Source organism: Mameliella sp. MMSF_3455 (assembly GCF_030733205.1).
GTDB lineage: Bacteria > Pseudomonadota > Alphaproteobacteria > Rhodobacterales > Rhodobacteraceae > Antarctobacter.
The window spans coordinates 56866-79426 of the sequence record NZ_JASHJL010000022.1; the positions used below are offsets into that span (position 1 = coordinate 56866).

At 62.8% G+C, this 22561-nt stretch carries 19 protein-coding genes; 9 read left to right on the forward strand and 10 right to left on the reverse strand.

The annotated features are described in order from the left end of the window. Positions 1-19: 19 nt before the first annotated feature. From RBB42_RS16500 to RBB42_RS16515, 4 genes are read right to left on the reverse strand one after another with little or no spacing between them, the layout of a single operon-like run. A complete protein-coding gene (locus RBB42_RS16500) occupies positions 20-1360 on the reverse strand; it encodes an NAD(P)/FAD-dependent oxidoreductase (protein WP_305970385.1) in 1341 nt (446 codons plus the stop codon). Then, positions 1357-2853, reverse strand: coding sequence for an aldehyde dehydrogenase (locus tag RBB42_RS16505; protein WP_305970386.1), 1497 nt, complete (start codon positions 2851-2853; stop codon positions 1357-1359). Before RBB42_RS16505 ends, RBB42_RS16500 begins: the two co-directional genes overlap by 4 nt. Beyond that, positions 2850-3773: a dihydrodipicolinate synthase family protein gene (locus RBB42_RS16510; protein ID WP_305970387.1), complete on the reverse strand. Its 924-nt coding sequence runs from the start codon at positions 3771-3773 to the stop codon at positions 2850-2852. Before RBB42_RS16510 ends, RBB42_RS16505 begins: the two co-directional genes overlap by 4 nt. Further along, entirely contained in the window at positions 3770-4492 is a 723-nt protein-coding gene (locus tag RBB42_RS16515; RefSeq protein ID WP_305970388.1) for a GntR family transcriptional regulator, read from the reverse strand. The genes RBB42_RS16510 and RBB42_RS16515 overlap by 4 nt, the downstream gene beginning before the upstream one ends. Positions 4493-4691: 199 nt before the next feature. Between RBB42_RS16515 and RBB42_RS16520 the strand changes: the two genes are divergently transcribed. The 3 genes from RBB42_RS16520 (at position 4692) to RBB42_RS16530 (ending at position 8509) form a co-directional block, all read left to right on the forward strand. Next, a complete protein-coding gene (locus RBB42_RS16520) occupies positions 4692-5645 on the forward strand; it encodes a GlxA family transcriptional regulator (RefSeq protein ID WP_305970389.1) in 954 nt (317 codons plus the stop codon). 638 nt (positions 5646-6283) lie between these two features. Beyond that, positions 6284-7657 (forward strand): ammonium transporter family protein, encoded by a 1374-nt coding sequence (locus tag RBB42_RS16525; protein ID WP_305970390.1) that lies wholly within the window; start codon positions 6284-6286, stop codon positions 7655-7657. Between the two features lie 132 nt (positions 7658-7789). Then, positions 7790-8509 carry a FadR/GntR family transcriptional regulator gene (locus RBB42_RS16530; protein WP_305970391.1) on the forward strand — a complete coding sequence of 240 codons (720 nt, stop codon included), beginning with the start codon at positions 7790-7792 and terminating at the stop codon, positions 8507-8509. Positions 8510-8527: 18 nt separating this feature from the next. On the opposite strand, the gene RBB42_RS16535 is transcribed toward RBB42_RS16530, so the two are convergent. Then, entirely contained in the window at positions 8528-9829 is a 1302-nt protein-coding gene (locus RBB42_RS16535; protein WP_305970392.1) for an ABC transporter substrate-binding protein, read from the reverse strand. Between the two features lie 166 nt (positions 9830-9995). Here RBB42_RS16535 and RBB42_RS16540 point away from each other — a divergent pair, with 166 nt between their 5' ends. From RBB42_RS16540 to RBB42_RS16560, 5 genes are all read left to right on the forward strand, one after another. Next, the gene (locus tag RBB42_RS16540) at positions 9996-11345 is read left to right on the forward strand and encodes a trimethylamine monooxygenase (protein WP_305970393.1); all 1350 of its coding nucleotides are present in this window, start codon (positions 9996-9998) and stop codon (positions 11343-11345) included. 383 nt (positions 11346-11728) lie between these two features. After that, positions 11729-12979 carry a sarcosine oxidase subunit beta family protein gene (locus RBB42_RS16545; RefSeq protein WP_305970394.1) on the forward strand — a complete coding sequence of 417 codons (1251 nt, stop codon included), beginning with the start codon at positions 11729-11731 and terminating at the stop codon, positions 12977-12979. A gap of 13 nt (positions 12980-12992) precedes the next feature. Beyond that, positions 12993-13280 (forward strand): sarcosine oxidase subunit delta, encoded by a 288-nt coding sequence (locus RBB42_RS16550; RefSeq protein ID WP_305970395.1) that lies wholly within the window; start codon positions 12993-12995, stop codon positions 13278-13280. Beyond that, the gene (locus tag RBB42_RS16555; RefSeq protein ID WP_305970396.1) at positions 13277-16228 is read left to right on the forward strand and encodes a sarcosine oxidase subunit alpha family protein; all 2952 of its coding nucleotides are present in this window, start codon (positions 13277-13279) and stop codon (positions 16226-16228) included. The genes RBB42_RS16550 and RBB42_RS16555 overlap by 4 nt, the downstream gene beginning before the upstream one ends. After that, positions 16221-16781 carry a sarcosine oxidase subunit gamma gene (locus RBB42_RS16560; protein WP_305970397.1) on the forward strand — a complete coding sequence of 187 codons (561 nt, stop codon included), beginning with the start codon at positions 16221-16223 and terminating at the stop codon, positions 16779-16781. Before RBB42_RS16555 ends, RBB42_RS16560 begins: the two co-directional genes overlap by 8 nt. 5 nt (positions 16782-16786) lie before the next feature. Here RBB42_RS16560 and RBB42_RS16565 read toward each other — a convergent pair whose 3' ends face one another. Continuing rightward, complete coding sequence (locus RBB42_RS16565; protein ID WP_305970398.1) at positions 16787-17776, reverse strand: GlxA family transcriptional regulator; 990 nt, start codon at positions 17774-17776, stop codon at positions 16787-16789. A gap of 154 nt (positions 17777-17930) precedes the next feature. On the opposite strand from RBB42_RS16565, the gene RBB42_RS16570 reads away from it, so the two are divergent. After that, positions 17931-18554 (forward strand): helix-turn-helix domain-containing protein, encoded by a 624-nt coding sequence (locus RBB42_RS16570; protein WP_371931780.1) that lies wholly within the window; start codon positions 17931-17933, stop codon positions 18552-18554. A 57-nt stretch (positions 18555-18611) separates the two neighbouring features. Here RBB42_RS16570 and dmmC read toward each other — a convergent pair whose 3' ends face one another. The 4 genes from dmmC to RBB42_RS16590 form a co-directional block, all read right to left on the reverse strand. Next, positions 18612-19679, reverse strand: a complete 1068-nt coding sequence (gene dmmC, locus RBB42_RS16575; RefSeq protein ID WP_305970400.1) for a dimethylamine monooxygenase subunit DmmC — start codon at positions 19677-19679, stop codon at positions 18612-18614. A gap of 11 nt (positions 19680-19690) precedes the next feature. Beyond that, on the reverse strand, positions 19691-20677 hold the full coding sequence (locus RBB42_RS16580) for a PDR/VanB family oxidoreductase (protein WP_305970401.1): 987 nt from the start codon (positions 20675-20677) through the stop codon (positions 19691-19693). Next, positions 20674-21282 (reverse strand): dimethylamine monooxygenase subunit DmmA, encoded by a 609-nt coding sequence (gene dmmA, locus RBB42_RS16585; protein ID WP_305970402.1) that lies wholly within the window; start codon positions 21280-21282, stop codon positions 20674-20676. Before dmmA ends, RBB42_RS16580 begins: the two co-directional genes overlap by 4 nt. A gap of 77 nt (positions 21283-21359) precedes the next feature. Then, positions 21360-22508 (reverse strand): aminomethyl transferase family protein, encoded by a 1149-nt coding sequence (locus tag RBB42_RS16590; protein WP_305970403.1) that lies wholly within the window; start codon positions 22506-22508, stop codon positions 21360-21362. Between the last annotated feature and the right edge of the window lie 53 nt (positions 22509-22561).

Below are 22561 nucleotides of genomic sequence, written 5' to 3' on the forward strand. Positions count from 1 at the left end.
CGTGCCGAAGGCGCGGCACCTATTCGTGCCTCGCGCGCCATTCCTTGTAACGCAGTACAGCGTTGGCGCCGATCTGCTGGAAAGGCTGCGGCGGGAGGCGTCCGGGCCGCGCCTCGGCAGTAAAATGACGGGTGATGGCGCTTTCGACACCGCAGGCCAGTTCCGCCGCGCCGATCCCTGTCAATGTGCCGCGCGCGGTGCCCAACCCGTTCTGCACGCAGCCCGAGAACAGCCCCTCATCCAGCCTGCGCATGACCGAGACTCCGTTGAGCGTCAGGCAGAGGTGTCCGGCCCAGGAGTATTCCATCCTCATGCCGCGCAGTTGCGGGAAACGGTCGTCAAACTTGCGCTGCATGACCCGCGACGCCCGCGCAACGTGGCCCGCACCGATCCGGCGCCCCGGCGCCAGCGTGGCGCAGGTGCGCGTAACGATGCGGTTGCCGCCTTGTCCGGTGTCGATGCGGCGCACGGTGGTGCCCATCGGGTCCGAGGGCGTGATGCCCCATCGGCTTTGCCCGCCCAGACTCCTCAGCGCCTCGGCGTCCAGTTCCGGCGTCATTACTGCGTAGAGGAATAGTTGCATCAGCCGCCCTTTCTCGAAACCGAAGCTTTCGAGATGGCCGTTGACGGTCAGGATCACGCGGCCCGCGCTGACCGCGCCACCCGGAGTGTCGAGGCGCCAGGCTGCGCCTTCGCGCGCCAGCGCCTTGACCGGGCTTTGTTCGTGGAGCGTCACGCCAGCGCGCGACAGCCCGGCGGCCAACCCGCGGATATAGCCCGCGGGCTGCAGCATGACCGTGCCGGGCGTATACAGTCCCGACCGGTAGTGCGCAGAGCCGGTGAGATCCCGCATGTCCTGCGCGTCGAGCATTTCGGAGCTTTCGCCCAGAGTTTCCAGGTGCGCGGCATAGCTGCGGTTGTGCGCCTGGGCTGTGTCACTGGCCGCGCCGTTCACTTTGCCCGCGCGGTCAAAGTAGTTCCGGTCGATGCCATAGTCTTCCACCGCGGCGCCGGCGAAACCGATGGCCTGCCGGTTCAAGTCGATCATCGCCCGGTCGTCCCCGGCCCCTGCATAATCTTCCGATGTCAGTTCATGTGGCAAATCGATCATGAAGCCCGAATTGCGCCCGGCAGAGCCTTCGGCGATACGCCCCGCCTCCAGCACGACAATGCGCGCCCCCGGGTCGATCTGCTGCAGCCGCCGGGCCGCCGACAGTCCGGCAAAGCCCGCGCCAACGACGACCACGTCGGCGGTCTTCGCACGCTCTAGCGGCGCGTAGGTCGGCGCGGGACCAAGGATCGCGTTCCAGGCCGCCGGCCCGGGAAGGGCCGGCAGGCGGGTGACACTGCGTCGGATCAATTCACCGCCTCATCCGCATCATCGGAAAGGTCGATCCAGATGGTCTTGAGCTGGGTGTATTGGTCATGGGCGTGGATGCCGTTATCGCGTCCGCCAAAGCCCGAGGCTTTGAACCCGCCGAACGGTGTCGCGCTGTCGCCCTCGCCAAAGCTGTTGACGGTCACGGTCCCCGCCCGCAGGGCCCGCGCGCCACGGATCGCCCGCTTGACGTTGGCGGTAAAGATCGAGGCGGCGAGGCCGTATTCCGTGTCATTGGCCATAGCGATCGCCTCGTCGAAGCTGTCCACAGTCAGCACCGACAGAACCGGACCAAATATCTCTTCCCGAGCCTGGAGCGCGTCCGGAGCGACCTCGAGGATCGTCGGCTCGACAAAGCCGTTCTCGGCCTTGCCGCCCATCACCACCTTCGGACCCTTGCCCAGGTAAGACCGAACCTTGTCGAAATGCGCCGGGGAGACAAGCGCGCCGACCCGGTTCACCGGGTCGAGAGGATCGCCCATCGGCCATTCCCGGGCATGGGCTTTGATCCGTTCCAAAAGCGCGTCCTTGACGCCCTTCTGCACGATCAGGCGCGAGGAGGCGGAACAGTTCTCGCCCATGTTCCAGAAAGCGCCATTAACCACATGCGCCGCGATCCGATCCAGGTTCTCGGCATCCTCCAGCACGACAGCGGGGTTCTTGCCCCCCATTTCCAGCGTGACTTCCTTGAGGTTCGACTCTGCCGCGTAGCGCAGGAACCGCCTCCCGGTCTCGGTCGACCCGGTAAAACTGACCGCATCCACGTCCATGTGACGGCCCAGCGGTTCGCCCACCTCGGGCCCCGCCCCCGGCAGCACGTTGAACACCCCCGCAGGCACACCCGCCTCCATCGCCAGTTCGGCAACGCGCAACGCGGTCAACGAGGTCTCTTCGGCCGGTTTCACGATCACCGAACAACCCGCCGCAAGCGCCGGGCCGATCTTCCACGCCAGCATCAGCAGCGGAAAGTTCCAGGGCAGCACGAGGCCGACGACCCCCACGGGTTCACGCACGACCATCGCGATGTGATCGTCCGAAGCGGGTGAGACATGATCATAGATCTTGTCGATCAGTTCCGCGTGCCATGTCAGGCAGTGTATCGTTTCGGGCACGTCCACTGTCTCGCAGTCGAAGATCGTCTTGCCACTGTCGAGACTTTCGATCACCGCCAGCTCGCGCGCGTTGCGCTTCATCTGCTTGGCGAGCCGGATCAGCACCTCCTTGCGCTGACCGGGATGCAGACGCGACCAGCGGCCATCCTCGAAGGCGTCGCGCGCCTTCCGGGCGGCGAAATCCACATCTTCCGGGCCGCAGGCCGCAACCTTCGCCAGCACCTCGCCCGTTGCCGGGTTCGTGCTGTCAAAGGTCTTGCCCGATTGCGCGGGACGAAAGCTGCCGTCGACGAAAGCCTGGGTCGGCAGGGTCAGCCCGGCTGCGATGGCCTTGTATTCCTCACGGGTCAAAAGATCACTCATTCTGCTGCCTCCGCCTGCGTTTCGGCCTCGATCTCGGCCACGGTACGTTTCAGGACGCGCACCACCTGTTCCAACTGCCGCTTGTTATCCTTGTTGAGCGGCCGCAGCGGAGGTCGCGGCGGACCGGCGTACTGGCCCATCATCTCGCAGCCGTGTTTCACGCACTGAATGAACTTGCCGCCCTGTTCCAGCACCCGCATCAGGGGCATCATCGCCGACATGATCCGGCGGCCCTTGTCGAAGTCGCCTTCGACCCGGCAGGCCCGCCACAGCGCGATGTGTTCCTGCGGCAGGAAATTCGACCCGGCGCAGACCCAGCTGGTCGCGCCCCAAGCAAAGAACTCCAGCGCCTGGTCATCCATGCCGCAGGACATCTGGATATGCGGGTAGTCGCGCGCCAGAAGGTGCACACGGTTGATGTCGCCCGAGCTTTCCTTGATCGCGCAGAAATTTCGGCTGCGGCCCACCCGGTCGAGGAATTCCTCGCCCATGTCGATGCCCATGCGGCCCGGGTAGTTGTACAGCATGATCGGCAGATCCGCCGCTCGGTCAACGGCCAAGGCGTTCAGCGCATTCTCGCGCTCGGTCGGGACTGCGTAGGGCGGCGAACCGACAAGCAGGGCATCCGCCCCGATCCGGGCCGCGTGTTCCGCCATCGCAACCGAGTCCTCCAGCCGTATCGCCACGGTGCCGACGATCAGCGGAACGCGGCCCCCGATCACCTCCCTCGCAAAGCTCGCGATCTCCTGCCGCTCTGTCAGGGTCTGAGCATAGTATTCCCCCGTTGAACCGCCATTGATGAGACCATGCACGCCGGAGGCAATCAGGTATTCGATCTGGGCGGCCAACGCCTCCCGGTCGATGCTGCCATCCTCGCGATGCGGCGTGATGACAGGCGTATAGATGCCGTCGAACTTCATTTTGCTCCTTTCCGCATCCCTGCGCCCGGCGCGGGGCCAAGCGGGATCTGCATTCCCATAGGCGTGACAAAGCTTTCGATCTCCGCCCGCGACAGTTCCCAGTGGTCCAGCGCAAGCTGGCCCGCCCCCTCGGCATCGCCCTGCTCGATCAGGGCGATGAACTGGTCGTGCTGATCCGCAGCGACGCTGCGCTGTTCGGCCATCGCGCGGTTGCGCGGGTTGTAGAAGGACATGCCGATCCGCGTGTGGTCGATCAGCAGGCGCCGCAGACTGGGCGTCAGGAACTCGTTGTCGGCCATCTCGCCGATGATGGCGTGAAAGCGCTGGTTCATCAGCGCGCGTTCTGCGGTGTCGCCATCGCGGATCGCCTTGCGAAAGAGCGTCTGCGCGTCCTTCAGCTGCATCACCTGCGCCTCGGTCGCGTTCTCGGCCGCAAGCCGTGTCACCGCCGCATAGAGCATCGGCGCCGCCATGAAGAAGTTGCGCATCGTCTTGTGCGTCATCGGCGCAACCTGCGCGCCCCGGTTCTTGTGCAGGACGACATAGCCCTCACCCGCAAGTTGGTTCAGCGCCTCACGCAGCGGCGGACGCGAGATGTCATAGGCCCGCGACAGTTCCGCCTCGTCCAGGTAGCTGCCAGGTTCGAAGGCCTGCGTCAGGATCCTGCGCCGCACGTCCTCGACGCACCGGGCCTTCTTGCTGATCGCCTCCTCGCTCATGCCTTCAACTCCGTTCCGGTCCACTCGGGCGCTTGCCGTGTCGACACCCCTTGCCGTTCGCCTACCCTTGAAAATACAACTTGTCTACAATAAAAATCCATGACAGCAGACAAGCGGCGGATCATCATCGCATCACGCGACGATCTGCCGATCCCATGCGCCACTGGCCGTCCGGCCCTGCGAGAAAGCACCAAGGGGAATGACCCAGACCCAGCACATCGTCTTCGCCCTGGTCGAAGATTTCACGCATATCGCCTTTGCCTGCGCCGTGGATCCGTTGCGGATCGCGAACCTGATTTCCGGTCGGCCCTTGTATCGCTGGACCTATGCCTCTCTCGACGGACAGAACGCGTGCAGCTCGGACGGAACGCAGATCGCGGTACACCACGGGTTCGACGACCTGCCCCAGTGCGACCGCCTTTTCGTTCTGTCAGGTATCGGGATGCAGGCGCAGGATCACACTGCCCTGCTGACAGCGCTGCGCCGCAAGGATCGCCTCACCCGGACACGGATCGGCGCACTTTGTTCCGGCAGTTGGGTACTGGCCAAAGGCGGCTTCCTGAACGGGCGCGATGCCGCGATCCACTGGGAATATCACGACAGCTTCATGGAGAAGTTCCCCGAGGTGAACCTGTTGCGCAATGTCTTTGTCGCCGATGCAAAGCACCCCACGGCCTCTGGCGGGACCGCCACGGCAGACCTGATGCTGCACCTGATCGCAGAGGACCACGGTCAGGATCTCTCGGTCGCGGTGGCGGATCAGATGGTCTACAACGCCGTGCGCGAAGCAACCGCCGCACAGAAGGTCTCGCTCCAGTCGCGCAGCGGCATGCGTAACCCACATCTTGCCGCCGCCATCACCCGGATGCGAGATCACCTCGACAGCCCGATTTCACCCACGATCATCGCGCAGGACCTTGGAATCTCGACCCGGCAACTCGAACGGCTCTTCGGCAAATACCTGAACGCCTCGCCGAAAAAATACTACATGGAGATGCGGTTGGAACGGGCGCGGCACCTCCTGGTCCAGACCGAGATGTCGATCCTCGATGTTGCCCTTGCCTGCGGTTTCGAAAGCCCCGGCCATTTTGCGCGGGTTTACCGGACCGCCTACGGCGTGACGCCCATGATGCAGCGCGGGCGGCTGTCATAGATCGCCGAGGGCCCTGCGTCATTGATTCTCGGGCGACCGCCGGGCGGCCAGCAATCCACTTACGTCAGCACACCGCACAACCATTGGCGGCGGGAAAGCCCACGTTTAAAGCAGAACGCCCGCGATCCGAGCACAAATGGAGCGCTTGAACCTGGCCTTATGCCGATGGACGGCTTCAAGCCGCCAAACCCCTGAATTTCGGCTCAACTTCGGCAACCAATGGGCTGTTCCATCTCAGATTCCGCTTGTGACGGGCCGGAACGATGGCCTGCCATACGGCCCAAGGCGCTCAGCGAATGGACCAATTTTGCAGCAGACGCCAGCAGCGCTGACAAATCAGGCAAAAACCCATAAGTATCTAATTTAAAGTACTAAAATACAGACACCGCACATCGTGCACCCGCAAATTTCGGCACCACTCCCATCGCTCGTTAGAAAAATTGTTTCTCTTGAGTGAATGTTTTGTTTGAAAAGTGCCAATTTTTCGTCATCATAACCGCAGGTCCATTCAACCGCGAATGTGGTTCAAAATGGTTACCAGCTCGCTGGCATTGGTCTTCCGTTGCGTTTTTCGGTGTCAGCCAAGTGAGCCGGCCAAGAAAGACCGGAACAAGACAAAGTCCAAGAGGGAAGACGAAATGTCACTCGACGTAAGCACAATATACGCCGAACAAGTCACACTGAATTCACTGGTCCAGAACCTCCTTTACGGCTCTGGCACCGTGGGGGCGATCCTGGTCGTCGTGGGGCTGTTGCTGATCGACGCGGGCACCGCCCGCCGCAAGAGCCTTTTCAACTCTACAATCGAGAAGACGCTGGGCTTTTTCCTCGGCTTCGCGACCTATTACGTCATCGGCTTCGGCTTTTGGGCGGCGCAGTATTACATCATGGAAGGCGCGACCATGATGGACAGCATCAAGGACTGGTGGCTGGGCGGCGGCCTGACCAATGTTCACGCCCACGCGCTGGACCCTGCGGTTTTCCCCGGTCTGAACACCTTCCAGATCTTCATCTTCTTCCTCGCGGTCTTTGCGGGCATCATCAACATCCTGTTCCACTTCTCTGTGTCCGAACGGATGAAGCCTGCGGCCTATTATATCGTCTGTGTGGTCGCGGCGGTCGTGTCGTCGATCCTCAGCTGGGCCACCTGGGGGTCGGTCGGTCCGCTGACCAACGCGGGTTTCCACGACTTCTTTGGCGTTGGTTTTGTCTACATGTTCCCGGCAGGCATGGCGCTGGTCTTTACCCCGATGCTGGGCAAGCGCCCGGGCATGATGGAACCGCATGCTCGCGTGTCGGCCTACCTTGCGCCCAGCATCGGCCTCTGCGCGCCCGGCCTGCTGCTGATCTTTGCCGGTCTGCCGATGGTCATCCTGTCGTGCCTGTTCTTCTTCGATCCCGAAGCCCTGGCGGTCAGCGTGACGATGGCGGAAACCAGCGTCGGCGTGGCCCTGAACAACTACGCCCTTGTCTGGGCAGGCGGCGCCATCACCGGCATGCTGCTGGCCTACAAGTCGGGCAACTATGCCTACACGCTGCTGGGTCCGCTTGCCGGGTATGTCGCAGGCGCCTCGGGCTTTGACGTCTACATGCCCTGGCAGGCCTTTGTCCTGGGCCTTGTTGCACCATTTGCATCCTACATCGTCTACGAGTTCACGCTGAAGCGCGGCATCGACGAGCACAAGCTGTTCCCGCTGTTCATCGGCGCGGGCATCACCGGCATGGTTGCGCTTGGCCTCTTCAAGGCGGGCACCCCGCGCGGTGGTTACCTGGGCATCGAGGAAGGCGCATATGCCTTCCAGCACGGTGAAATCTCGCTGATCATGCAACTCGCCGGCATCGTGGTCTGCCTAGGCACCGGGGTAGTGACCGCCCTGGTCCTGTCCGTGATCCTCAAGGCCACCGTGGGCCTGCGGGTCGACGACGACGACCAGATCGACGGGCTGGACAAGGTCTACTGGGACCTCGAACCGGATGTCACCACCCACGCGGACAACGTCCCGCGCAGCTGACGCCAAGCCCCCAAGGAAAGGCCCCGGACGTCGCGCCGGGGCCTTTTTGCATTCGACGCAGCTTGTGGCGGGTTGAACCCATGTCATACCATGCTGCACAAGCACAGCCGGACAGCCCTTACGGACATTCAGATGCCGAACACGAAAAATGCCGACATAGCCCCCGACCACGCCATCGGGGAAACCGTGCGCATCGTTGTCGACAAGCTGTTGGTCCGGATCCAGTCAGGCGAATACCCCCCTGACTCGCGCCTGCCCAGCGAGCGTGCCCTCGCGGCGGAACTGGGAGTGTCGCGCAACACCGTACGCGAGGCGCTGGACGTCCTAGAAAGCCGCGAGTTGATCCGTCGCCGGCAGGGCAGCGGCAGTTTCGTGACATACCAGTCGCACCGGACAGAGGCCCCGATGCCCGGATCGGTCGGCGAACGCACCAGCCCGCTGGATCACCTCATCGTCAGGTCGATCATCGAGCCGGAAATGACCCGCATGGCGGTGATGAACATGACCCCCAAGGATCTCGACGGACTGGCGCAGGTCGTGGCCCAGATCGAGACCGTGCGCACCGATCTGAATGAGTTCATCCGCTGCGAGGAGGAGTTCTATCGTTCCATCGCACGGGCCACGCGCAACCCCTTGCTGGAAGCCTGCTACGAGCTGACCATCGAGGTCTGCCGCCAGAGTTTCCGAACTGCCTTGATGCGCAAGCACCTCACGCCCGGGCGTATCCAAAGCTACCAGGCGCGGTTCAACTCTCTGTTCAACGCCATTGCGACGCGCGATGTCGAGGCGGCCGTCGAGATCACGAAACTGCACCTCGTAGAAGAACAAAAACTGTTCCTGCACGACGGCTGATCGCGGCGCCCCGCCCCGTCAGTCGATGATTTCCCGCGCCGTCAGGCCCGTTTGTATGTCGCCCATCTCGACCCGCTGCTGCCAGAGTTGCCCGACCCTGCCCATGTGGTCCCGAAGCAAATCTTCGTGGCGATCCAACCAGTCAGGGACTGAAAGGAACTCGGCGATCCTCGCCCGGCCCTCGCGCAGGCGCACCACGGGCCAGTCCCCGATCAGGGCATTGTCGATGCCGAACATATGCTCGCCCCACCAGCGCGCGGGGCCAAAAGCATGGGTGACCGGCTCCATCTGTTTCATGGTGGTCAGGACGGATACGGGGTGCACCGAGGCAACCTTTTCCACCGCCGCGTGCCAGATTTCCAGGATGGCGACATATTCCCAGCTCACCGCGCTCCAGGTCCCGGGATACCGGCTGTTGTATTCCTTGAAAAAGGCGCTCGGCTTGTTGAAGAAGAAGGCCTTGCGCGCCAGTTTCGGGTCGTCGAAATCCGGAAACTGGAACAGCGTTCCCTCCATGAAACGCTCGGAGGTGCGGGCCACGATGCGTTCGTAGTTGTCCAGCGTGCAGGACAGGATCCGTCCTTTGAACCCCTGCTCAAAAGCGTATTCCGTCATCGCGTGCACCATCGGCGTGTAGCTGGTGCACCAGCACAGGACATCGGGATCCGCAGCCAGCATCGGCCCGACGATTTCGGCCACGTCGGTCTGTTCGGGATCGTACTGGATGTCCTTGACCACCGGCAGCCCCTCCGCCTCGAAGGCCGCGCGATAGGTGGCGGTCGATGGCAGCCCCAGAGCGTCCTTTTGGCTGCACATCGCAACGCGCCGCCGGTGCGGCTCGTTCTTGGCCAGCCATGCAACCCCGGTCACATTGTAGACCGGATGCACCTCCGACGGCGCGATCAGGTAGCGCGTGTCCGGCGAAAGATCGCTGGGCAAGAGCGTTGAGGTCAGGACCCGGTTTTCCGTCAGGAAGTTGCGCAAGGGGGTGAAGGTATCTCCGCCCAGCATCATCAACAGCTTGACCTGCTCACTCAGCACCAGGTGGCGCGCGCCCTCCATCGCCCTTTCGGGCTCGTACCCGCAATCGAAGGGAACGATCCGCAACGGGTACCTGCGGCCGCCGATCAGGATGCCACCGGCCTTGTTCAACCATTCCGCCCAAAGCTGCACCCCATTGAGCCCCGGCAGCCCCCAGGAACTGACCGGACCGGTCAGTGGAGCCAAAAACCCGATGCTGACAGGCTCGCTCATGCCCACCCGATCGGAGGGAAACATGGACGTCACGGCGATACGATGGGCGAAGCTGGAGTTGAGCATACCAATTGCTACCACTCAAACCGCCCATCTCAAAACATGATTTTCTATATTCGAAGGGAAATTTGTTGCCTGAAGTGAAAAATTATTGACAGGACGCCAGAACAATGGCCAGATTTGGCCCAACCAAAAAGAACCAATTGATGCCTGTCAGACATGGGAGACAGATATGACCAAGAAACGCGTCGCAATCATCGGAGCGGGCCCGTCCGGACTGGCCCAGCTTCGCGCGTTCCAGTCCGCCGCGGACAAGGGCGAAGAGATCCCCGAGATCGTTTGCTTTGACAAACAGGACAACTGGGGCGGCCTGTGGAACTACACCTGGCGGACCGGCCTGGACGAAAACGGCGAACCGGTCCACTGCTCGATGTATCGCTATCTCTGGTCCAATGGCCCTAAGGAAGGTCTTGAATTCGCAGACTATTCCTTCGAGGAACACTTCGGCAAGCAGATCGCGTCCTACCCGCCGCGCGCCGTGCTGTTCGATTACATCGAAGGCCGCGTCAAAAAGGCAGGCGTGCGCGACTGGATCCGCTTCAATTCCGCCGTGCGCTGGGTCAACTACAATGCCGATACCGGCATGTTCACGGTGACGGTCCATGACCACGCCAAGGACCATGTCTACTCCGAGGACTTCGATCATGTGATCTGCGCCTCGGGCCACTTCTCGACCCCGAACGTTCCCTATTACGAGGGATTCGAATCGTTCAACGGTCGCCTGGTCCACGCGCACGACTTCCGCGATGCGCGTGAATTCTCGGGCAAGGACATCCTCGTCGTCGGGTCTTCCTACTCGGCAGAGGACATCGGGTCGCAGTGCTGGAAATACGGCGCCAAGTCGATCACCTCCTGTTATCGCAGCGCGCCGATGGGCTTCAAATGGCCCGACAACTGGGAAGAAAAGCCGGCGATGGAGAAGGTGGACGGCAACACCGTGTATTTCTCGGACGGCACCACGCGCGACGTGGACGCGATCATCCTCTGCACCGGCTACAAGCACTTCTTCAACTTCCTGCCGGACGACCTGCGCCTGAAGACGGCGAACCGCCTTGCCACCGCGGACCTCTACAAAGGCGTGGTCTACGTCCACAATCCCAAGATGTTCTACCTCGGGATGCAGGACCAGTGGTTCACCTTCAACATGTTCGACGCACAGGCATGGTGGGTGCGCGATGCGATCCTCGGCAAGATCGACCTGTCCAAGGTCTCGAAGGACGAGATGCTGGCAGACGTGAAGGAACGCGAGACCCGCGAAGAGGCGGATGACGACGTGAAATACGCGATCCGCTACCAGGCCGACTACATCGAGGAACTGGTGGCCGAAACCGACTACCCCAGCTTCGACATCGACGGCGCCTGCCAGGCCTTCTACGAGTGGAAGAAGCACAAGGCAGAAGACATCATGGGCTTCCGCAACAACCGCTACAAGTCGGTGATGACCGGAACGATGGCCCCCGTCCACCACACGCCTTGGAAGGACGCGCTGGACGACAGCATGGAAGTCTACCTGCGCAACTGATGCAAATGGCGTCCGGGACATCCAGTCCCGGACTGACCCGGGGCGCGCGGCACCTTTCGCTCCCGCCGCGACTGCTCCCTTTTCGCCGGGTTCACAACGGGCCATGCCCCGCGTGTCCCCGGCGCTTTCATGTCCGATAACGCGACCCGCCTTTAACCGAAACGCCCGGGACTTGCCTACCGAGTGCGCGTCTGACGTTTCAAAGGAATTTCGGGCGATAAAATCACCGAAAAGAAAATTACTTTCCCAATGGTGGTGAATTCAGGCACTTCCACCGGCAGAGATTTTAGGGCCTCATGTCCGATTTGTACCCGTTTCCGTCTGATCGGGGCAGCGACTCCCGGCAGAGGATATCGGAAGATGGGACAAAGGAGTCCGAATCTATGCACTACTCAGGGTTCAAGGTCATCAAGGAAGCGCTCACCGGCCATCGCGGCTGGGGTCCGGCTTGGCGCGATGCCACGCCAAAGGCGCAGTATGACTATGTCATCATCGGTGGGGGCGGCCACGGCCTGGCCACCGCCTACTATCTGGCCAAGGAGTTCAAGCAGGCCCGCATCGCGGTGCTTGAAAAGGGCTGGATCGGCGGCGGCAACGTGGGCCGAAACACCACGATCATCCGCTCCAACTACCTGCTGGACGGAAACGAGCCTTTCTACGAGTTCTCGCTGAAACTTTGGGAAGGGCTGGAGCAGGAATTGAACTACAACGCGATGGTCAGCCAGCGGGGCATCCTGAACCTGATCCATTCGGACGCCCAGCGCGACGCCTTCATCCGGCGCGGCAACGCGATGCTCCTGAACGGCGCGGACGCCGAACTGCTGAGCACGGCACAAATCGTCGAGCGCTATCCCTTCCTGAACGTGAACAACGCACGCTTCCCGATCAAGGGCGGACTGGCCCAGCATCGCGGCGGCACGGTACGCCACGACGCGGTGGCCTGGGGCTATGCCCGCGCCGCCGACCGGCGCGGCGTCGACATCATCCAGAACTGTGAAGTCACCGGCTTCCGGATCGAGAATGGCACCTGCAAGGGTGTCGAGACCTCGCGCGGTTTCATCGGCGCGGGCAAGGTCGCTTCCTGTGTCGCGGGCTCCTCCTCGCGACTGATGGAAAAGGCCGGGATGCGGCTTCCGATCGAAAGCCACGTCCTTCAGGCCTTTGTGTCCGAAGGTTTGAAACCCCTCCTCCCTGGGGTGATTACCTTCGGCGCCGGCCACTTCTATTGCAGCCAGTCCGACAAAGGCGGGCTGGTCTTCGGCGGCGACCTCGACGGCTACAACTCCTACGCCCAGCGCGGCAACCTGCCCGTGGTCGAGGATGTCTGCGAGGGCGGCATGGCGATCTTCCCCAACCTTGGCCGGGCACGCCTGCTGCGCATGTGGGGCGGGATCATGGACATGTCGATGGACGGCTCGCCCATCATCGACCGCACCCATATCGACGGTCTCTATTTCAATGGCGGCTGGTGTTACGGCGGCTTCAAGGCCACCCCGGCCTCGGGCTATGCCTATGCGCATCTGCTGGCCACCGACACCCCGCACAAGACCGCCACCGCCTATCGCTTCGATCGTTTCGCCACCGGCCACATGATCGACGAAAAAGGCATGGGCAACCAGCCCAACCTGCACTGAGCGAGGACCGGACATGCTGATAAACCACCCCATCCTCGGCCCCCGCGACGCTGCCGAGTTCGTCTACAAGGGCGATGCGATGCTGATCCACCGACCCGACTGGCAGGCGGACGATGCGCTCGCACAGTTCACCGACTACGGCTACCTGCGCGACAACCCGGCGGGCCTGCACCGCGAGTTGTGGTTCCACGAACAGGGCGACCGGTCCTGGCTGGTCGTGACCCGCAACACCACCACCCATGAAATCACCAAGGTAGAGCTGGCGCGCGATGTCGCGCGGGCCGAGGGGCGCTCCAGATGAGTGACAAGAACCGACTGAACGGCGGGTTGATCGAACGCAACAGGCCCATGTCCTTCACCTTCGACGGCACGCGATACAACGGCTACGCTGGTGACACGCTGGCCTCGGCTTTGCTGGCCAACGGCGTGCGGCTGATGGGCCGGTCTTTCAAGTATCACCGCCCGCGCGGCCCCCTGACCGCGGGTTCGGAAGAGCCGAATGCCATTGTCGAATTGCGCAGCGGCGCCCGCAAGGAACCGAACACCCGCGCCACCACCGCAGAGCTGTTCGACGGACTGACCGCCAATTCCCAGAATCGCTGGCCATCCTTGAAGTTTGACGCGATGGCGGTCAACGACCGGTTGTCGACCTTCTTTGCTGCCGGGTTCTACTACAAGACCTTCATGTGGCCTGCCGCCTTTTGGGAAAAGCTCTACGAACCGATGATCCGCCGCGCCGCCGGTCTGGGTACGCTTTCGCATGAGCCGGACCCGGACAGCTATGACAAGGGCTTCCTGCACTGCGATGTCCTGATCATCGGCGCCGGCCCCGCCGGTCTTGCCGCCGCCCTGACGGCGGGCGAATCCGGCGCCCGTGTCATCCTGGCGGACGAGGATTTCCTGCTGGGCGGTCGGCTGAACGCGGAAAACGGCCTGCTGGCCGACGAGGATGGCGTGGCCTGGGCCGCGCAGGCCGTCGAGCGCCTTCACTCCATGCCCAACGTGCGGGTCATGCCGCGCAGCACCGTGATCGGCGCCTTCGATCACGGCATCTATGGCATGGTCGAGCGGGTCAGCGACCACGTCGCAGAGCCCGCCGCCGGCAAACCGCGCCAGATCCTGTGGCGGATCTATTCCAAGCGGGCGATCCTTTCCGCCGGGGCCACCGAACGGCCCATCGTCTTTGAGAACAACGACCGCCCTGGCATCATGCTGGCCTCGGCCATGCGCAGCTATGCCAACCGTTGGGCAGCGACACCGGGCAACGCGGTCGCCGTCTTCACCAACAACGACGACGGACATCGCACCGCCGCCGATCTGCACGCCAAGGGTGTCAAGGTCACGGTGATCGACACGCGCCCCGACGCTGGCGTGAGCCCGGACTACGAAATCCTGTCCGGGGCGCAGGTCATCGACACCAAGGGGCGGCTCGGCCTGAAATCCGTTGACGTGCAACTGGCGAACGGTGGCACGCGAACGCTCTTTGTCGATGGTCTGGGCGTCTCCGGCGGATGGAACCCGAACGTCCACATGACCTGTCACCAGCGCGGGCGTCCGCAATGGGACGACGGCCTTTGCGCCTTTGTGCCGGGTGGCACGATGCCCACCGGTCTGATCCCGGCGGGCGCGGCAAATGGCGCCTTCAGCACCCATGCCGCGCTGACCTCCGGGCAGGATGCCGCGGCCACCGCCCTGGGCGACTTGGGCCTTAACGTCACACGGCCTGACCTGCCGGGCGCGGAGGACGCCCCGGTGCGAGTCGCGCCCTTCTGGCACGTCAAGGACGCCAAGCGCGCCTGGGTCGACCAGCAGAACGACGTGACCGCAAAGGACGTGAAACTGGCCCACCAGGAGAACTTTACCTCGGTCGAGCACCTCAAGCGCTACACGACGCTGGGCATGGCCACCGACCAGGGCAAGACTTCGAACATTGCAGGTCTGGCCATCATGGCAGAGGTCGCAGGCAAGCAGATCCCCGAGGTCGGCACCACGATGTTCCGCCCGCCCTACACCCCCACCGCCATAGGCGTGCTGGCCGGCCGGTCGCGGGACAAGGACTTTCGCCCGGTCCGCAAGACGCCCAGTCACTACTGGGCCGAGGAACAGGGCGCGGTCTTCGTCGAGGTCGGCATGTGGCTGCGGGCGCAATGGTTCCCGAAACCCGGTGAAACTCATTGGCGCGAAAGCGTTGACCGCGAGGTGCTGCAGACCCGGAAATCGGTCGGTGTCTGCGACTGTACCACGCTGGGCAAGATCGACGTGCAGGGCACCGACGCTGCAGAATTCCTGAACAAGATCTATGCCAACGGCTTTGCCAAGCTGGCCGTGGGAAAAACCCGATATGGCCTGATGCTGCGCGAAGACGGCATCGCGATGGACGACGGCACAGCCGGTCGCCTGGCCGAGGATCACTTTGTGGTCACGACCACCACGGCCAATGCTGTTCCGGTCTTCCGGCACATGGAATTCGTGCGCCAGTGCCTGTACCCGGACATGGACGTGCAGCTGATCTCGACCACCGAGGCCTGGGCACAATACGCCGTCGCCGGTCCCAACTCGCGCAAGCTGCTGCAAAAGATCGTCGACCCCGAATTTGACATCTCGAACGAGGGCTTCCCCTTTATGGCCTGCGGCGAGATCACGGTCTGCGGCGGGTTGCGGGCGCGGCTGTTCCGGATCTCCTTCTCGGGTGAACTTGCTTTCGAAATCGCGGTGCCCACGCGCTATGGCGACGCGCTGATGCGCCGCCTGATGAAGGAAGGCAAGGAGTTCGACGTGACCCCCTACGGCACCGAAGCGCTGTCCGTCATGCGGATCGAAAAGGGCCACGCGGCGGGCAACGAGCTGAACGGGACCACGACCGCCTTCAACCTCGGCATGGGCCGGATGGTCTCCAAGAAAAAGGACTCGATCGGCTCGACCCTGTCGGAACGTCCGGGCCTGAACGAGGAGGACGCGCTGAAACTGGTTGGGTTCAAACCGGTCAACGCGGAACACAAGGTTCCGGCCGGTGCACACCTGATGACCAAGGGCACGCCCGTGGATGCGGCACATGACCAGGGCTATGTGACCTCGGCCTGCTATTCGCCGAACCTCGGCTGCCACATCGGCATCGGCTACCTGAAATCCGGCGATACCCGCCTGGGCGAGGTCGTGCGCCTCGTCAGTCCGCTGACCGGGGTCGATCACGACGTCGAAGTCGTCAGCGCCCATTTCGTCGACCCAGAGGGGGAACGTCTCCGTGCATGATCTGAAACCCATCACCCCGCTTGGCGCCGCAAACCCGCGCGTCGACAATATCGGCCCGCTCACCCTGACCGAGATCACTTCGGTCGCCCTGGCCTCGGTCGCCGCGCGTCTGGGGTCCGAGGAGCCCACCCGCAAGACTCTGGGCGAGCTGATCGGGGCCGAGGCCCCTGCCCCGTCACGCCATGCGGGCGACATGTTGACGGCGTTCTGGACCGGACCGGATCAGTGGATGGTCGAGGCCCCCATCGCCACGCACGAGGATCTGGCGCATCGGCTGGTCGCGGCCTTTGGCGCCAGCGCCAGTGTGACCGAACAGACCGACGCCTGGTGCCGCTTTGACCTGAAAGGCGAAGACTACCCGTCGGTGATGGAACGGCTTTGCGCTATCGACCTTGCCAACTGGCAAGGCGGCGAGGTGCAGCGGACCACGATCGACCACCTGGGATGTTTCGTGCTTGCGCGCGATGCCCGCACCCTGTCGGTGATCGGGCCACGCAGTTCGGCCGGTTCCCTTCACCACGCGCTGATCACCGCCTGCCGGTCAGTGTTCTGAACGGATCAGACCGAGGGCACCGGACGGTTGCCCTCGGTTCTGTAAAGGTTGATCCGTTTGCGATCCTCCTGCGGACTCAGCCCGTATTCCGCCCGGTAGTGACGGGTGAAATGCTTGGCGCTGGCATAGCCAACCGCCGCCGCCACATCCGCCACCGCGTCGTTGGTATACATGACGATCTGCCGGGCCGCCTGCATCCTGAGCCAGCGAAAATAGGTGGTCGGGTTCTGCCCTGTCGCCTGCTTGAAGCTGCGTTCGAGGTGGCGGGGCGAAATCTCCAGCCGTTCCGCCAGTTCGGCCACGGACACGGGCGTCGTCATGTCGGCGGCAAAGACCTCGATCGCGCGTGCCACGATGGGCGACAGGTCATCCTGGATGCTGCCGGTCAGATGGACCGGCACCGATTGCTTGACCCCGATCTTGCGCATCATCGGATGCTGGAACCAGCAGGCCACCTCTGTCGCCACGTGGCCACCCAGTGCCGCGTCGATGAACCCCAGTGCCAGGTCAAAGGCCGCGGCCGCGCCAGAGGCCGTGACGCAACGTCGTGACACCTCGATGACCTCGTCGCTGTGGGGAATGTCCGGAAATTCCGTGGCAAAGGCAGCCTCGTAGCACCAATGCACGGATAGTCTTTCGCCCGTGACCGCACCACTTCGGACCAGCGGAAAGACCCCCCCGCTGATCGCGCCGAGGGTGCAGCCATGTCGCCCGAGCCGCCTCAGGTGCGCTGCACTGCGCGGGTCGGCAAACTCGACTGCCGGTGCGGAGAGCAGCAGCAGATAATCCACCTCATCCACGTCTTCCAGCAATGTCTGCGGCTCGAACGGGATGCCCGCGCTGGACTGCACCGCCCGGGGGACTTCGGCCACCAACGTCCATTCAAAGGCGGTGGTGCGCGAAATCTCGTTCGCCGCGCGCAAGGGTTCGATCACCGATGTCAGGCAGGCCATCGGGAATCCCGGGAACAGGAGGAAGCCGATCTTCTTCGTCATCAGAACCAATCTCCGACCAATCCGACCAATTTTTAACCACAGGAATATTTTTTTGCAATGGAGTGAATTTCCGCTACATTGGGAACATATACAAGTGACCGGAATTTGAGGCCAAATCCAGAGAGACCGCATGAACGTAGAGTCCCCGAAACCCATGACCAAACTCATCCAGGACCCGCACAGCCTGCGCGAGGAACGAGAGAAGGTACTGGAGGTCGCCATCGGTCGCGAAGTCCGTGCCTATCGCAAACAGCAGGGGATCACGGTCGCTGAATTGTCCCGGCTGACCGACCTGTCCATCGGGATGCTGTCCAAGATCGAGAACGGCAACACCTCGCCGTCTCTGACCACCCTGCAAACACTGGCCAATGCCCTCTCGGTCCCGTTGACCGCCTTTTTCAAAGGCTACGAAGAACGCCGCGAAGCCGTGCACACCAAGGCCGGCGAGGGCTTGGAAATCGAACGGGCCGGCACCCGGGCCGGCCATCAGTACAACCTGCTTGGTCATATCGGCTCCAATTCCAGCGGTGTGATCGTCGAACCCTATCTCATTACGCTGAACACCGAATCCGACACCTTCAAGACCTTCCAGCACGACGGGATCGAGATGATCTACATGTTGGAGGGCAAGCTGGGCTACCTGCATGGCAACCAGCACTACCCGCTGGAGCCGGGCGATACGCTGTTCTTTGACGCCGACGCCCCGCATGGCCCCGAGGTGCTGACCGAACTGCCCGCACGCTATCTCTCGATCATCTGCTATCCGCAAAAAACCTGATCACCGGCTCCGGTGACGCAAAAAGCCCCCGCACTGCGGGGGCTTTTCCGTTTTCCGTCACTTTTGCAGCGGCGGTTCGGTGTCGAGGTCAGGCCAGACACCGGGAGAGGTCGGCAAGCCATCGTCATACTGGCTGAGATAGTCCAGCATTTTCGGGCGGTTGTCGATGAAGCCCTTGTAGGTCGCCAGTTCCTCCGGCAGGTCGCGGATCACCCGATGCAGGCGGCGCCCCCATTTCGGGATGGTCACGATGTCCTGAAAGGCGATCAGGTAGCAGCGGATCGGGAACAGCAGCGCGTTGGAGCGCGGCAGCCGGTAGAAGGTCTGCAACTCGACCCGCAGGTGCTGTTTGGACCCGATGTTTTCCGGCGTGAGGGTCGATTTCTGCACCCCCCACTTGTGATAGTTCTCGGGCGAGGTATCCAGCAGCGGGTTGACCGTCATGGTCCAGTTCAGCCGCCGTGCCGGGGCGCCCTGCTGGATGTTGAGCAGGAATTTCAGCGCCCGCTTGAAGATCCCCATCTCATGCGCCAGCGGCACCGGTGCGTGCCACTCGAAGAAATCCATGCCGATGTCGAAATCCAGGCTCCAGTCCGCCTGGGTCGTGATCATGCCCGCGTCCATGTAGAGCATGTCGTTGCGCTGATCGAGCACCGCGAAATCACCTTGGGCCTGCCGTGTGATGTATTCCAGCGGCCCACAGGGCAGCGTCGTCTCATCAAGGAAGGTGAACGTATGGTCGATCCCCATCGGCTTGTTGATCCAGCGCCAGCGGTCACCGTCGCGGTGCAGCTCGAACAGGTCAGGGTAGTCCTCGGACTTGGAGACCATGATCAGTTCCAGAGTGTCCCAGCCAGCCAGCGTCATGTGCGGCAGCGACTGGCACCGCAGCGGATCCTCGGCCAGCACGATGGCGCGGTCCCGCATTTCCGAAACGTAATGTTCGTCCACGTCGAACCGCTTTTCGTAGACCGACCCCTCCGGGCCGCCCCGATGCTGTTCCATGTTCACCGAATACATGTAGCTGTCTTCGTGGAACGGGAACGGAAAGCGCTTGATGGCCCAGTCCGAATTCCGGAACGAGTAATCGTCGCGGAAGGTCTCTTCGTTGAATTGAATCGTCATGGTCGCTCCCCCTATCGGTCCAGAACCAGCGTCTTGCCGACAAAGCGGCTGACGCAGGGCATGATCTTCTTGCCGCTGGCGTGTTCGTCGTCATCCAGCCAGTGATCGCGGTGGATGAACTCGCCATCGGCCTCGACGACATCGGTCTCGCACTGACCGCAGGCACCGCCACGACAGAGGAAGGGCGCCTCGACGCCGCACCGTTCGATCGCTTCCAACAGGCTTTCGTGTTCGCCAACCTGGATGGTAATGTCGGACTTGCAAAGGCGCACCTCGAAGGGTTTGCCGGGCTGGGGGGCCAGGAATTCCTCGGAATGCACGTTTTCGTCCGGCCAACCGTGCGCGGCGGCGGTCTTGTGCACCCACTGGATCATGCCCTGCGGTCCGCAGACGTAGACATGCGTGCCAAGCGGCTGACCGTCCAGCAGATCCTCCAGCGCGATCGCCTGCTTCTTGTCGTCGTAGTAGACATGCACCTTGTTCGGATGCCGCGACGTCAGTTCGTCGGCATAGGTGCCCAAGGCCTCGCTGCGGCAGGCATAGTGCAGTTCCCAGGCGCCACCCATCCGTTCCAGGTGCGCGATCATCGCCATAAAGGGCGTGATGCCGATGCCGCCGGCAAGGAAGACATGCTTGCGGCCGCGCAGGTCCAGCGGAAACAGGTTCACCGGGTAGCTGATCGTCATCGGATCGCCGACCTTGACCTTCTGGTGCATGAACAGCGACCCGCCACGACCCTCGTCATCGCGCCGGACAGAAATGGCGTATTTGCTGGGATCCGCCGGATCAGACATCAGCGAATACGGGTTGAGCCGCGTGCGGCCGTCGTCATTCATCTCGACCACGGTATGCGCCCCGGCCGAGAACGGCGGAAAGGGCTGGCCGTCACGGCGCGTGAACTCGAACCGGGTGACCAGATCGTTCAGGGGGACGATGGCGCTGACCTCGACCTCGATCTTCTCGGCGCCTGCCTTGGCTTTCTGGGGGGCAGCACTCATTTGTATAGCTCCACGGGTTCGGGCACGTTTCCGGGATCCTCGGCGTCCACCCGGACACCCTGGAAGGCGGCCAGCCGACGCGAGTAGTGATCGCGTACAAACAGGTTCAGCCCGCAATGCGAACAGACGAAGGGATCGGTCATCACGTCCTCTGTGATGCCCTTGCAGTGCACGCATTGCATCCGCCGCGCGACAGAACCGCGATGTTCGGTCTGAATCGCGGAATGCGGGATACCGGCGGTCATCGCCTCGTTCTGCGCCTGCCCCATCAGCCCCTCGGTCCCGGTCAGGTAGACCTGCAGACCCATGTGTGCGTCCGACAGCACCCGGCGGATGCGCTGGACAGAGGCCTCGTAGGTCGGACCGACATAGAACTGCGCCGGTTCCAGCGCCTTCAGGCGATCGACATAGGTCTCGCCCGTGGCCTTGGGGATGTAGATGATGTGCGCCGCGCGAAAGATCGACGCGTCCAGCGCCGCGAGGTCCAGCAGGGCCTCGGCGCCCTCGGCATCCGCGATCATCAGATGCGCCTTGCCCGGCCGCGGTTCAAGCGTGCCATAGACAGGCCGGCTCCGGATACTTTCGGGGAATTGGAACTTCGACATGCTGCCGTGTCTCCCTTGGGATTCTTGGTGGCAAAAAGGCGCGGCCCCGGGGGTCGCGCCTTCTGCATGGCCGGGCGTCAGCCCTTGGCGGTGCGGATCTTCTTGTCCTTGTCGTAGAAGGGCATTTCCTCGGCGACACAGGGGATTTCGGTGCCATCCGCGTTGCGCACCGTCATCTTGGTGCCGGGCACCGCGCAATCGACCGGCATCCGCGCGATCCCGACCGTGTGGTCGAACAGGTCCGACCGCATGCCGTAGGTCACGACACCAACGGGCTTGCCGTCCTTGAGCAGCTCGGCGCCCTCGTCTGCGGCGGTGGTGCCTTCGAGGCGGACACCGTAGATCTTGAACCGCTCCTTGCCTTGCAGCGCGTAGTGGTTCTCGGCGCCACGGAACCCCGTCTTGCCGGGGGAGACGGTGAATTCCAGCCCCAGTTCCCACAGCGAGTCGCCGCAGGCGCTGCCATCGGCAAAAGGATAGGTTTCCGAGTTGTCGCCCGGATAGAACAGCAGGTAGCTTTCGGTCCGCAGCAGGTCGAGCGTCGAGAACTGGACCGGGCGGATGCCCATGTCCTTGCCGTCCTCGAGAATTGCATCCCACAGCTCGATCGCGTGGCGACCTTCGCAGAAGATCTCGTAGCCGCGTTCGCCGGTGTATCCTGTGCGCGAGATCATGACCGGCTTGCCGAAGAGCTTGGTCTGGATGATGCCAAAGTACGCAAGGTCGCGGATGCCGGGAACGTGCTTTTCGAGGAAGTCGACCGCCACGGGGCCCTGCAGCGACATGTCGTGCAGATCGTCATCGAAGATCATCGAAACGTTCTTGCCATAGGCCGCCATCGCCAGGCTTTCATGGCCGGTACCGGTGCCGTGGACCAACAGCCAGTAGTTGACCGAGACGCGATAGATCACGCAGTCGTCGATGAACAGGCCGCGATCATCCAGCATCGCGGCATAGACCGCACGGCCCGGCATGAGCTTGTCCACGTTGCGGGTGGTGGCGCGGTCGATCACCGCCGCCGCATGCGGGCCGCTGAGGTGGACCTTCTTCAGGCCGGACACGTCCATCAGGCCGGCCTTGGTGCGCACCGCTTCGTAGTCTGCCTTGGCGCGTTCGTCGGTGTGGTCATAGAACCATGCGGTTCCCATGCCGTTCCAGTCTTCCAGTTCACCACCGATTTCCGCATGACGCTGAGCCAGCGCCGACGTCCTGTAGATGATCGCCATTCCTTGTCTCCCTGACTCTTAGGTTTGGAGATATTGAGACCGATCCTCCGGAA